The organism is uncultured Campylobacter sp. (genome assembly GCF_938045205.1).
In the GTDB taxonomy this organism is placed as follows: domain Bacteria; phylum Campylobacterota; class Campylobacteria; order Campylobacterales; family Campylobacteraceae; genus Campylobacter_B.
In genome coordinates this window covers 1-13,764 of record NZ_CALIMY010000107.1, presented here as the reverse complement: position 1 = coordinate 13,764, position 13,764 = coordinate 1, and the positions used below count along the sequence as shown (strand labels likewise).

The following is a 13,764-nucleotide window of genomic DNA, read 5'->3' as shown; positions in this document are numbered from 1 at the left end:
CGATATAGCAAAATTTAATTAAAATTACGGCGATAAATTTGGTTAAAAAACCGATATTTAGGGGAGTTTATGACGAAAAGAAAAATTTTAATAGTATTTGGGACGCGTCCGGAGGCCATTAAGATGGCTTTGTTGATAAAGGAATTTCAAAAGCATGCGGAATTTGAAGTGAAGGTTTGCGTCACGGCGCAGCACAGACAGATGCTCGATCAGGTGCTTGAATTTTTTGAGATCAAGCCTGATTTTGATCTAAATTTAATGAAACAGGGGCAGGATCTGTACGATATTACGTCAGGCGTTTTGCTTGGTATGCGCGATGTATTTAGCGAATATACCCCGGACATCGTGTTTGTGCATGGAGATACGACTACTACTTATGCAGTTTCTTTGGCGGCGTATTATCAAAAAATAGATGTTGCTCACGTAGAAGCTGGACTTAGGACGCATGATATCTATTCGCCGTTTCCTGAAGAGATAAATAGGCAGATGACGGGGCTCATAGCTAAATATCACTTCGCGCCGACTGTCGATGCGAGAGACAATCTATTAAAAGAAGGCAAAGATTCAAAAAATATAATCGTTAGTGGCAACACCGTTATAGACGCGCTTTTGTGGACGATAGATAAAATCGAAAAGAATGAGCTGCTAAAAAATAAAATTTTATCCTTTATAAATTCCAAATATAAGCTTAGTGATAGAAAATTTATTCTCGTTACAGGGCACAGACGAGAGAATTTCGGAGAAGGTTTTGTTAATATTTGTGAGGCTTTACGTGAAATAGCGCTAAAAAATGAAAATATCGACATCGTTTACCCCGTGCATCTAAATCCAAATGTAAGAAAGCCTGTAGGAGAAATTTTATCGGGCATTTCGAATATATTTTTAATTGATCCGCTAGAGTATGATAGTTTCGTCTATCTTATGAGCAAGTCATATATGATAGTAACAGATAGTGGCGGCATCCAAGAGGAGGCGCCGAGCCTGTGCAAGCCCGTTTTAGTTATCAGAGAAACTACCGAAAGACCTGAAGGGATAAGGGCGGGATGCGTTAAACTTATCGGCACCAAGCGCCAAAATATAATAAAAGAGGTGCAAAAATTATTCAATTTAAAAGATGAATATGATAAAATGAGTAAAAGTATAAGTCCGTATGGCGACGGTAAAGCTTGTAAAAAAATACTGGAATTTTTAAAAGGAATATTGTGAAAAAAATTTGCATCTTAGGTCTTGGGTATATAGGGCTGCCGACAGCAGCACTTTTGGCGAATAGGGGCTATAAAATCCATGGCGTTGACGTGGTGCAGAGCGTTGTGGATACGATCAATCAGGGTAAAATTCATATCGTCGAGCCGGAACTAGATGTATTTGTTAAAAAAGCAGTGCAGAGCGGAAATTTAAAAGCAGATGTTAAGCCCGATTTTGCAGACATTTTTATTATAGCTGTTCCGACGCCGTTTCGAGACGGATACGTGCCAAATATCGATTATGTCATAAGTGCAGCAAAATCTATAATACCATACGTAAAAAACGATAATATGGTCGTTTTAGAATCCACTTCGCCGGTCGGCACGACGGAGAAAATAGGTCAAATTTTAAAAGATAGCGGCGTCGATATTTCTAAAATTTGCATTGCTCACTGCCCGGAGAGGGTCTTGCCGGGTAAAATTTTAAAAGAGCTCGTGCAAAACGATAGAATCGTAGGCGGAACTACAAAAATTGCTACTAAAAAAATAGCAGAATTTTACGCAGAATTCGTAGAAGGCGAAGTTTTACAGACTGACTCAAAAACTGCAGAGATGTCAAAGCTTACAGAGAATTCTTTCCGCGACGTAAACATAGCCTTTGCAAACGAACTTAGTATTTTGTGCGATAAATTCGGCATCAATGTTTGGGAGCTTATCTCGCTAGCAAATCGCCATCCGCGAGTTAATATTTTAAACCCGGGCTGCGGCGTAGGCGGGCACTGCATAGCGGTCGATCCGTGGTTTATCGTCCATGCGGGCGGCTACGAAGCGAGGTTGATCAAATCCGCAAGAGAGGTCAATGATCACAAAGCCGAGTGGTGTATTGAAAAAATCAAAAACGCCGCTTTGAAATTTGAGCTGCAAAACGGCAGAAAGCCCAAAGTCGCGTGTATGGGGCTTGCTTTTAAGCCAGACATCGACGATTTGCGGGAATCGCCTGCGCTAAATATAACCAAGTGCCTGATCGCAGACGGCGTCGATGTGGTCGCCGTGGAGCCCAATATCAAGGCTTGCAAAGATTTTGAGATAGTGGATTATAAAAAGGCTATTGAAATTTCGGACATTATTGTATTTTTAGTCGGGCATAAGGAATTTAAAGGGCTAAAAATAGAAAAAGAAGTTTTGGATTTTTGCGGAATTTGTAGATGAGTTTTCAAAAAGTAATAGATAGAAATAACCACCTGAATTTTTTTAGATTACTTTTTGCTTTACAAGTGGTATATATGCACTCAACCGAGTGGCTAAAAATACCGCTTGTATGGGGGGGCTACGTGGATAAATTTCTTAGGTTATTTCCCGGCGTTCCATTATTTTTTCTGGTTTCGGGATTTTTAATTACCGATAGTTATTTAAATAGCGGGAATTTAAAAGAGTATTTTATAAAAAGAGCACTTAGAATATATCCGGCTCTATTCGTAAATATTTTAGTACTTGAGCTAGCTATGTATGTGGGCAAAAATTTTAATGATATCTCGGCATTAAAATACATAGAATACTTCGTGCTCTATGTCATTACCGCCGCTTCAGGTATAGCGGGCTTTATAATTGGTATAAAAAACGATGTTTTATATAATTACGACGGCTTTTTTAGCTCTTATCCGAGCGGCGTTTTATGGACACTTAGCGTCGAATTATCGTTTTATATCGTCCTTCCATTTATTTTGTGTATTAGAAAGGTGATAATAAGAAATTTATTGTTAGTTTTCCTATTTTTTACATCAATGATAATTCCAGCAATCGCCGATGAAAATTTTTACTCCGCTTCAAATTTAAATAAGCTTCTCGAGCTGATATGCTTGCCGTTTTTGTGGATATTTATTATCGGCATGGTCATGAGGCTTTATTGGCTGGATATAAAAAAATATCTCGTAGGCTACGGCTTATTTTATCTTGCGCTCTATTTGATATTTTGTTTTGCGGCTATAGAATTCGGAGGCGGACTTGGGGACTATAAAAGAGGCTTAGAAATTTCTACCGTCTTTCAAATTTTCCTTTTAGCGCTAGTGATCTTTAGCATGGCTTTTTCCTACACAAATTTAAAGATAACTAGAAGCACCGATCTCTCTTATAGTACATATCTTTATCATATGCTGATAGTTCAAATTTTAATTAGCCTGGGCTTCGGCGGCTCTTTATGGCTATATCTCGTAGTAGTAGCCGCGACGCTCATGGTAGCTTGCGTCTCTTGGAATTTTATAGAAAAGCCGGCATTGAAATTAAAACAAATAAAGGTTGTAAAATGATACAAGCAATAGTTAAAAAAGGTAAGGTTTTGGCGGAGCAGATCCCTGCTCCAAGCGTTTCAAAGGGATGCGTTCTTATAAAAGTAGTAAATAGCTGTATATCGGCGGGCACCGAGATAAGCGGCGTATCAAATAGCGGTAAAAGCCTGATCAGGAGGGCTTTAGAGCAGCCGGAGAACGTAAAAAAAGTCATCAATATGGTGAAATCCGACGGCATAGCCAGCGTCTATGCGAAGGTAAAAGGCAAGCTTGATAGCGGAAATCCGACCGGCTATTCGCTTAGCGGCGTCGTCATAGCTGTCGGAGAGGGCGTTTCAAATTTTGAGATCGGTGAGCGCGTTGCTGCAGCCGGTGCAGGGCTTGCAAACCACGCAGAATACGTAGACGTGCCTAAAAATTTAGTTATGAAAATGCCGCAGGATATGGACTTTGAGCGGGCTTGCACCGTGACGCTAGGCGGCATAGCGATGCAAGGCGTTAGGCGGATCGATCTAAGGTTGGGCGAGACCTGCGTAGTGGTCGGTGCGGGGATTTTAGGGCTTCTTGCAGTGCAGATGCTTAAAATTTCAGGCGTGAGGGTCGCAGTTAGCGATTTTGACGATAGGCGCTTGCAGATAGCTAAGCAGTACGGCGCCGAGCTCGTCATAAACCCGTCAAAAGAGGATTTGCTAGACGTCGTTACGTCTTGGAGCGGCGGATACGGCGCCGACGGAGTGCTATTTACCGCCGCTACGAGCAGCAGCGAGCCGCTATCTCAAAGCTTTCAGATGTGTAAGAAAAAGGGCAGAGTGGTGCTCGTAGGCGTTGCCGGCATGCAAATCAATAGAGAGGATATGTATAAGAAGGAGCTTGATTTTCTCATCTCCACCTCTTATGGCCCCGGTCGCTACGACAAGAGCTACGAAGAGCAGGGACTTGATTATCCGTTTAGCTACGTAAGATGGACTGAAAATCGAAATATGAGTGAGTATCTAAGGCTGGTAAATGAAAATTTGATAAAGCTGGATAAGCTCATAGACGCAAAATATCCTATCGAGCAGGTAACGGAGGCGTTTGAGTCGCTGCAGACTTCGCAGAATAAGCCGCTTATGGTTTTGCTCGACTACGGCGAGGCAAATTTAACCGAGCTTGATAGCTATCTAAATCACGATAAAAAAATCATCATAAGTTCCGCGCCAGTAAACAGGGATGTGATAAACGTCGCGTTCGTAGGCGTCGGCGGATTTGCTACCGGGATGCACCTGCCTAATATCTCAAAGCTTACGGACAAGTATAAAATTTACGCGATCATGAACCGGAGCGGACATAAAGCAAAGGCCGTGGCGCAGCAATACGGAGCGAACTACGCTACTTCAAATTTAGACGATATTTTAAATGACAAAAACGTTGATCTGGTGATCATCTCCACAAGGCACGATAGCCACGCAGAGCTTACTTTAAAGGCGCTTGAAGCGGGCAAAAACGTATTTGTAGAAAAGCCGCTTGCAACAAACAAAGATGAGCTTGAAAAGATAAAGAAATTTTACGAAGGGGGAGGCGACAAACCCCTTTTATTCGTGGGATTTAATAGGCGATTTAGCGCCTACGCAGAAGAGATAAAAAAGCACACGGGCACTAGAATAAATCCTATGATAATTAGATATAGAATGAACGCGGGCTACATACCGATGGATCACTGGGTGCATGAAAACGGTGGCAGAATGGTGGGCGAAGCGTGCCACATAATAGATCTGATGACGGCGCTAACGGGTAGCGAGATACAGAGCGTATTTTCGCAGGCGATCACGCCGAGTAATGAAAAATATAGCGCCGAGGATAACAAATCTATCGTCTTAAAATACAAAGACGGTTCGGTGGCAAATATCGAATATTTTGCAAACGGCAGTAAGGAGCTGAGTAAGGAATTTATGGAGATCCACTTCGACGGCAAGAGCATCGTTTTGGACGATTACAAGAGCCTTAAAGGATACGGAGTAGGAGTAAAAGAAATTTCAACAAACGTAAGCCAAAAGGGGCAGCTTGAAGAGCTTGAGGCACTATTTGAGGCTCTAAAAGGAAGCAAAAAAGGCTGGCCGATAGAGCTTTGGGATATGGTGCAGACGACGGAGATTTCGTTTTTAATATGAGTTCGTTAGTGCAAGATAGGCTTAAAAAATACGATAAAATTTTAATAATCGGACCGTATCCGCCTCCTCTTGGCGGAGTGTCGGTTTATATTTATAGACTTAGTAAGTCGCTAGATAATTCGCAAGTATTTGATGTATCCAAAAATGGTTTTAAAAAATATATCGATTTATTTGCGGTATTGTGCAGGACAAAATTTCGAGCGGTAAATATTCATTCGTTTAGTATGACGATAGCTTTTATGCTTATGATTACTAGACTTTTTAAAAATTTTGATTTAATTGCTACTAGCCATAATCCAAGGTTGTTTGAAGAGTCTTCTAAATTTAAGGCGTTGATTTATAGAGTCTTTTTTCATTGCATAGATGTTTTAGTAGTAGTTAATAAACATATTTTAGACGATTACAAAAGTAGGGATTTGCATATTCCAAAAAGCATTATAATTGAGCATGCTTTCTTGCCGCCGCCATTAGAGGAGGAAGATAAAATTTTAGCTACCTACCCTAGCTCTTTTTACGATTTTATAAAAAGTAAGACGCGGATAATAACGGCAAACGCATTTCAAATATCTTTTTATAAAAATATCGACCTATACGGACTTGATATGTGTATAGAACTTACGACTAAGCTAAAAAACGTATATCCAAATTTGGGGTTTGTTTTTGCGCTGGCAAATGAAAAGGTTAATACGGAGTATATAGATAAAATGCGTCTGCGTATAAAAGAGCTAAATTTAGAGGAAAATTTTTATTTTCTGACGGGGCAAAAAGAGCTTTGGCCTATATTTAAAAAGGCTAGCTTAATGATAAGACCTACGAATACTGATGGAGATGCCCTTAGTATTAGAGAAGCTTTATACTTTAAATGTCCTGCGATAGCAAGCGATGTATGCGATAGACCGACAGGAACGATTTTGTTTAAGAATAGAAATTTAGGTGATCTGTGCGATAAAACAAAAAGGGTTTTGGATGCAATGTAAATTTTGTAAAGCAAACGATGTGGCTCCGCTAAAAAAAATGCGAAGTATATATAATAGTTTGGACTATACATTATATTTTTGTGATAGTTGTAAGTGCTATTTTTTTGATATAAACGAGCACGATTATGATCTTCAGCTGTTGTATGATAGTCTAGGAGATAAAAATATAAGTTCGTATGACGTAACCTTTAAAAAAGATAGATACTGGGATAATGAAAAAAGGATTATATATTCTATACAACCGAATATAAATAGTGTACTGGATCTTGGTTGCAGAACGGGAGATCTTTTGATGCACTTTGATGCGGACGTAGAAAAATACGGTATAGAACTATCAAAATCAAGCGCCGAAGTAGCAATAAAGCGAGGGCTAAACATTTACGAGGAATTTATCGAAAATATAGACTTTAAAGATAAAAAATTTGACGCAGTGACTTGCTACGCCATTTTAGAACATTTAAAGGACCCTGTTCCTATATTGGATAGATTAACACAACTCGTAGAAGAAAATGGGGTTTTGGTGGTTATGGTTCCTTATCTACATAGTCTTAAGGCTCAATTGCTATATAAAATAAATTTTAGATGGCATATGTTTAGTCAGCCGGAGCATTTAAATTTTTATTCCAAATTATTTTTAGATAAATTTATATCCGAGAAAGGATTCGTTTTAAGGAAAACAAAATATACTTCAGGCGGCATGTTTAATCCATTTAAAAAGATACCTATTGCCTCAAAGGTATTCGGTAAATTTATGAATTTTATCGATTTTTATACTCCAATAAATCAAATACCTATATTTGATCATATGTATTTATATTATCAAAAAACAAAGGATATAGATGCTTAAAAAAGCCAAGTGGAAAGACGATTGCTTATCGCCGATTTTATTAGGAATAGATGATTTGTGTGACGGATATTTTAAAAAAGAGTATGAAAAAATTTTCCCATTTTTCGATGCGGGTTACGGTGTAACAAATGACGGATCTATTTTTAGCTACCTTAATAAAAACTTACTTCAAAAATATCCTGAAATAAAAATTACATTTTTTGTGCCATTTGGCAAAGGGGCTTACTGGGATAAAAATAAATCTATAATCAATGATATTTTTGAGAGAGTTGAATTCGAAAAATTTTTAAATTTTATATTAGATTGCAGCTATGAGATATCTTATCACGGACACGATCATGGATTGATAAATTCTACGTTAGACCCGAGTACTTGGTGTTGTGAGTTTGATCAATATGGCAAAGAAGAGTATTTTGAAATCATAAAAAGTGACTTAGCTAAATTTAAAGATAGATTTGGATATGAGGTGCATGGCGGAAGAAGCCCTGGTTATAAATTTAAAGATGATTTGATAGATGGATTGTGCGAGTGTGGATTTAAATGGTGGTCTTTTGACTATAGGCCGTTTATAAATAATATCAACCTGAAGTACAATGGTCATAATATAATCGAGATGTCGTCAAATTTATCGGGAGATATGTTTAATCATAGTAAAAACCCCGTAAAAAGCGTAGCAAAATATTTTTTAAATTTATATAGGCTAGAGTATATGATTAAGAACAATCAGGCTGTAAGTATAGCAGAGCATTTTTTTAGAACGAGATTTGATGGTAAGATACAGATGCCGAATATTTATAATGACATAAACTCTTTAGATTTCCTTTTTGGGTATCTAAGAAATAAAGATGTTTGGTATGCTACTTTTAGCGAATGTGCGAATTATTATGAAAGCTATAAAAATACCAATATTTCGGATATGGGAGATGGAGTTTTTGAAATAAAATACAAAGGCAGTTGGAAAATGTTTCTAACTTTTACCTCGGAACATAGATGCCTAGAAAATACACAAACTAAAGAAATTTACGAAGGCTTTATGAAAAATAATAGATGGCTTTTTAATGATTTGGCTGAAGGAGTATATAAGGAGCGCAAGGATGTATTTTGATAGACATTTTTCTCTGATTACCGGATATAGATTTTTATTAAAAGATGTTGTAAAATATATAGCAACAATAGATTCTTTTTTTGATTCTAAGTATAAAATTTTAGATATAGGTTGTGGGAGAAAACCATATAAGAAGTTGCTAAAAAAATCTGATTACGTGGGTCTTGACGTGTGTAAATGCGAATATGCAGATCCGGATATAATAGGTAATTCCGAAAATATTCCTTGTGATAATTCTAGTTTTGATGCGGTTATGACGGTTTTTGTTTTAGACGATTCTTTTTATATTAAAAAGACTTTTTGCGAAATTTCAAGAGTGCTGAAAGATGGTGGGTATTATTTTGCCCTTGAAGCGCAAAATGCAAGCATACATAACCCCCCCTTTGATTTTTTTAGATTTGCTCCAAATGCCATGATTAAGCTAGCAAAAGAAGTGAATTTAGAACTTATAAGACATGATACGTATGGCGGAGACTTTGCAAACGTAGGTTTTTGTTTTATATCAATTATACGAAATACACTAAGTAGTCTCAAGCTAGAACCCTTTTTGGGTCCTATATTTTACTTACCGATAAACGTAATTTTTAGACTTTTAGATTTAATAGGTAGATTAAAGGTATTTAGAAATAAATATAAAAATAATTCCTTGGGGTATTTCTATGTTTTTAAGAAAGTAGAGAATGCTTAAAAAGTTTCTTGAGACGATATCTTTATATACTATTTTTTTGATGATTGAAAAAATTTTATCTGTATTGTTTTTTTCGTATATTGCTCATACTTTAAGCATGAATGATATGGGCGCATATGGACTGTACATGACTATATATGTATTTTTATCTTTTTTACTATCGCTAGAATTTAAATCCGGATACGCAAGATATTACTACGAATATTCTACAGAAGAATCCAGATATAAATTATTTTGCGGTATCGTTAATGTTACATTTCTTTCTCATGTAGTTATGGGTATATTGTTATTGTATATTATAAATTATTTTAATTTATTGAGTTGGAAAATTTTTATTGCTTTGGCTATTTTGTCGTTTTCTGATAGCCTGATATATCTTATACAGTATCAAAAAAGGTTGGAAGAAAAGGATATGCAGTATGGGATAATTATAATCAGTAAGATACTCTTAACAATTATATTTTATTTTATTATAAAAAATTACGATATGGGGAGTAGTAGTGCGATCAATATAATATATGCTATGTTGTTTTCTGGTATAGTCGTCTCCATGGTTAGTTATTTTAGCTTTTTTATTAAAGGTTGGCTATTTAGCGTAAATTATCACATCACAAGGAATTCCTTTTTGTTTTCCATAAAAATTGCACCCGGTATTGTTGGATCATATCTATCATCGTTAAGTCCGCAATTTATTATTGATAAAGTTTTTTTAAATAGAGAGTATAATGGAATCTTTTCGGTTTATCAAAAAATAGCATCTACTATTTATATTATGTTTGATCCGCTTTATATAGTTTTTTCTCAGAGAGTCTTTAAATTTTATAAGGAAAAGAATTTTATGGGAATCTATAAGATGATGCTTAATATAATTTTTAACGGATATGGGTTTATGACGTGCATTTTTATTTTAGGCTCATATTATGTCGTATATATATTTGCCGGAGAAAAATATATAGAGTATCAACACTTCTTATTTATATTTTTATTTAGCGGATATTGCACATTGATTTCAAGAATTCTTGAATTAAATATCCAGATTTCTGGAAAAAGTCATTATTTTTCTTATTTAGAGGTATTCGTAGGAGCGCTAAGCGTATCTTCTCTTTTGTTTTGTGCATATTATTTTGATTTTTACTTATTTATTTATTGTATAGCGGCTATTTCATTTTTTAGATTCGTTGCATATATGATAGTTTCCAAAAAAATATATCCAAAACTATTTTTAGGATATTTTTATTATTTGTTATTTTTATTCTTTCCTAGTATAATTTATAGTTTTAAAATATTTGACATGCTATCGGAAGTTTTATTATTTCTATTAACTCTGATTTTTTATAGCTGGTTGGCCATTAGGGCAATCAAAGAATATAAAACCTATCCGCGCATAGGGGAAGCATAATGTTGTATTATTTAAAGCGACTATATTCTACCCCATTCCGCATAGTTTTAATAAAGTTATTTAACAAAATAACTGTTTTTTTAAATAACTTTATTAATCGCTGCATTGATTTTATAAATAAAAATACTCACATAAATTTTAACGTTCCGACCATAAAAACTAGCTACATAAATATAAAAGAGCTTGACTCGTCAAATATCAATTTAGACGTCGCGAGATATCTATCCAAAATGTACCTGGAGCATAAATTTGATCTGCTCGGCAGCGGGTGGGTAAAAAATAGCTATGATAGCGCGGCGCTCGGGCTAGAGGGGTACAAATACGATATGAATGTCGCCGCACCCGTGAATGCGCCCGAAGGCTACGAGCCGATCGATTGGCAAAAGGATTTTAAAAGCGGCTTTCGGTGGAACGAGAAAAAATGGTATAAAGATCAGCGCATAGCCCATAAACCAGGCAGCGATGTAAAGGTGCCGTGGGAGCTTGCGAGGCTTCAGCACTTGCCGCAGCTTGCTATTTTTGCGATGGCGGATTCAAATTTAAAAGAGCAAAATTTAAAGGAATTTAAAAACCAAATTTTAGATTTTATCCGCAATAATCCGCCTAGAATGGGCGTAAATTGGACCTGCACGATGGACGTGGGCATCAGGGTCGCCAATATGCTGGCGGCTTACGATATGTTTTGCCGGATGGATGAGGGCGAAATTTTAGATGCGGATTTTAAACAGACCTTTTCAAATAGCGTCTACGAGCACGCGCTTCACATCGTAAATAATCTAGAATATTCGCCGCATCTTACGTCAAATCACTATCTAAGCGACATCGTGGGTTTGCTATTTGCGTGCGCGTATCTAGACGGCGGCGGCGAGACGGACGCGTGGCTGGCGTTTGCCGTGCAAGAAATAATTAGCGAAATGAAAAAGGAATTTTACGAAGACGGCGGAAATTTCGAGAGTTCTACGAGCTATCACCGCCTAAGCGGCGAGCTAACGGCGTATGCCGCGGCTATGATGCTGGGTCTAAAAAGCGAGAAAATTTCATCTTTGCAAAATTACGATGCAAAGCTTTGGCGCAAAAAACCAAAACTCCTGCCGCCGGGGGAGCAGGAATTTAAAATTTTAAACGGTCAAATAGCGCTGCCACAGTGGTTCGTGGATAGACTGTATAAAATCGGCAGGTTTACCGCCGACATTACAAAACCAAACGGCGAAGTGCCGCAATTTGGCGATAACGACAGCGGCAGGTTTTTTAAATTTAGCCCAAACGGCGAGTTTTTGAGCAACGAGCAAGCCGCACGAAAATATCTAAATTTAAGCGGCTTTGAGGGCGGTAATGAGCCGTTTTGGGACGAAAATATTTTAAACCATTCCACGTTAATTAGCTGCATGGGCGGGATTTTTGACGATGAGATATTTAAAAACGATATGCGCTTTGAGAGGAGCTTTGTTCGCTCGCTCGCAGGGCGTACGCTGCAAGTAAGCGATAAAACATACAAAAGCAAGGTTGCTTCGGGCGTGAAATTCGGCGAACTGCCGCACCGAAAAAGCATGGAATTTAAAATTCCAAATTCGCAAGAGATCAAAAATATATTTTATCCGGACAGCGGAATTTTTATCTTCAAATCCAGCAAATTTTACCTCGCTATCTGCGCTACGCCGCTTGGGCAAAATGATCACGGCGGACATACGCACAACGATAAGCTGGGCTACGAGCTGTGGATAAACGGTCGCGACATAGCGAGGGATCCCGGCACCTATCTTTATACTCCGATCCCAGACAGGAGAAATGAATTTAGAAGTGTCAAGGCACACAACGTGCCGATTATAGGCGATTTGGAACAAAATAGTTGGGGCGAGGGGGCGATAGGACTATTTGGAATGTTTGCGGAATGCAGATGCGAAGTGGCGGATTTTGGAGAAAATTTTATGAGCCTCGCTGCAGAATACAAAGGCGTAAAGATTATGAGAAAATTTGAGATAAAAGAGGATAGATTGGTGATTACTGATACGGTAAACAGGGAATTTTATTATAGTAAATTTGAGCTATACTCAAATGGATACGGGAAGATTACGAAAAATGTCTAAGAAAGTCTTAATGGCCGTAGCAAACCACTACACTTCCCCTTTCCAAGTCGGCAGCCATCACTATGCTAGAGCATTTGAAAAGTTAGGATACGAGGTACTTTTTATATCAAATCCTATCTCGCCGATACATAAAATTTTTGCAGATTCAGACCTTTTGCGAGAGAAGGAGAGGATTTATAAAGCAGGAGGCGAAAGGATCGGAAATATTTTTTATTATGTTCCAAGGTCTATTTTTACGCCTCAAAATAAGCCCATTTTATCATCAAAATTTGTTTTTTATAATTGGCAAAATTTTACATATCCTAATTTATTAAGTTTTATTAAGGATAGAGGTTTCGGCGAGGTAGATATTTTGTGGTTTGATAGCCCGCTTTATAGCTTTTTGTTATATAATATATCTTACAAAAAATCTATTTTGAGATTGGCTGATTATTCAAAAGGCTTTAATGCGGCTTCCGATATTCATTATGATGCCGAAATAAAGATAGCCGATGCGGTAGATGCAGTGATATATACGGCTAAAAACTTAAAAGAAAAATATACCGAGATAAAAGATAAAACTAAAATGAAATACGTTCCAAACGGTATAGATTTGGAGTTTTTTAAATCGGCAAACAAGACTTTGCCGCGCGAGCTTCAAGAAATCCCGGAGCCTAGAGTAATTTACGTAGGAGCGATTCATGATTGGTTTGATACGGATTTACTGTATTACTGCGCTAAAAATTTACCGCATTATAGTTTTGTAATAATCGGCCCTGAGCAAAAAGATTTATCCCTGCTTAAAAAGCTAGAAAACATTCATATTTTGGGCGCTATTTCATATGCTAAAATTCCCGCGTTTTTATATAATTCGCAGGTGGGTATTATTCCTTTTAATGTTAAAGATTATCCTGATCTCGTAAATAGTATAAATCCTTTAAAAATGTATGAGTATCTTGCCTGCGGATTAAAGGTTGTTAGTGTGGAGTGGGAGCAGATTAAAGATATGGCTGATTATGTGCATTTCGCGGAAGATAAAGAGGAGTTTTTGAGCTGTATTTCAAACAAAGAA

At 37.2% G+C, this 13,764-nt stretch carries 11 protein-coding genes; all 11 read left to right on the top strand.

Features of this window, described 5'->3' with window-relative positions; genetic code table 11:
- Window positions 1-69 precede the first annotated feature (69 nt).
- Entirely contained in the window at window positions 70-1,206 is a 1,137-nt protein-coding gene (gene wecB, locus Q0198_RS06550) for a UDP-N-acetylglucosamine 2-epimerase (non-hydrolyzing) (protein WP_297896289.1), read from the top strand.
- Window positions 1,200-2,393 (top strand): UDP-N-acetyl-D-mannosamine dehydrogenase, encoded by a 1,194-nt coding sequence (gene wecC / locus Q0198_RS06545; RefSeq protein WP_297896291.1) that lies wholly within the window; start codon window positions 1,200-1,202, stop codon window positions 2,391-2,393. Before wecB ends, wecC begins: the two co-directional genes overlap by 7 nt.
- Window positions 2,390-3,487 (top strand): acyltransferase, encoded by a 1,098-nt coding sequence (locus Q0198_RS06540; protein ID WP_297896288.1) that lies wholly within the window; start codon window positions 2,390-2,392, stop codon window positions 3,485-3,487. The genes wecC and Q0198_RS06540 overlap by 4 nt, the downstream gene beginning before the upstream one ends.
- Entirely contained in the window at window positions 3,484-5,613 is a 2,130-nt protein-coding gene (locus Q0198_RS06535; protein WP_297896286.1) for a bi-domain-containing oxidoreductase, read from the top strand. Before Q0198_RS06540 ends, Q0198_RS06535 begins: the two co-directional genes overlap by 4 nt.
- Window positions 5,610-6,590 carry a glycosyltransferase gene (locus tag Q0198_RS06530; protein WP_297896284.1) on the top strand — a complete coding sequence of 327 codons (981 nt, stop codon included), beginning with the start codon at window positions 5,610-5,612 and terminating at the stop codon, window positions 6,588-6,590. The genes Q0198_RS06535 and Q0198_RS06530 overlap by 4 nt, the downstream gene beginning before the upstream one ends.
- Window positions 6,580-7,437 carry a class I SAM-dependent methyltransferase gene (locus tag Q0198_RS06525; RefSeq protein WP_297896282.1) on the top strand — a complete coding sequence of 286 codons (858 nt, stop codon included), beginning with the start codon at window positions 6,580-6,582 and terminating at the stop codon, window positions 7,435-7,437. Before Q0198_RS06530 ends, Q0198_RS06525 begins: the two co-directional genes overlap by 11 nt.
- On the top strand, window positions 7,430-8,542 hold the full coding sequence (locus tag Q0198_RS06520) for a hypothetical protein (protein WP_297896280.1): 1,113 nt from the start codon (window positions 7,430-7,432) through the stop codon (window positions 8,540-8,542). The genes Q0198_RS06525 and Q0198_RS06520 overlap by 8 nt, the downstream gene beginning before the upstream one ends.
- A complete protein-coding gene (locus Q0198_RS06515) occupies window positions 8,532-9,230 on the top strand; it encodes a class I SAM-dependent methyltransferase (RefSeq protein WP_297896279.1) in 699 nt (232 codons plus the stop codon). The genes Q0198_RS06520 and Q0198_RS06515 overlap by 11 nt, the downstream gene beginning before the upstream one ends.
- 127 nt (window positions 9,231-9,357) lie before the next feature.
- Window positions 9,358-10,629 carry a hypothetical protein gene (locus tag Q0198_RS06510; protein WP_297896277.1) on the top strand — a complete coding sequence of 424 codons (1,272 nt, stop codon included), beginning with the start codon at window positions 9,358-9,360 and terminating at the stop codon, window positions 10,627-10,629.
- Entirely contained in the window at window positions 10,629-12,713 is a 2,085-nt protein-coding gene (locus tag Q0198_RS06505) for an alginate lyase family protein (RefSeq protein WP_297896275.1), read from the top strand. Before Q0198_RS06510 ends, Q0198_RS06505 begins: the two co-directional genes overlap by 1 nt.
- Window positions 12,706-13,764: glycosyltransferase (locus Q0198_RS06500; protein ID WP_297896274.1), on the top strand; the 1,059-nt coding region annotated here is incomplete at its 3' end. The genes Q0198_RS06505 and Q0198_RS06500, both read left to right, overlap by 8 nt.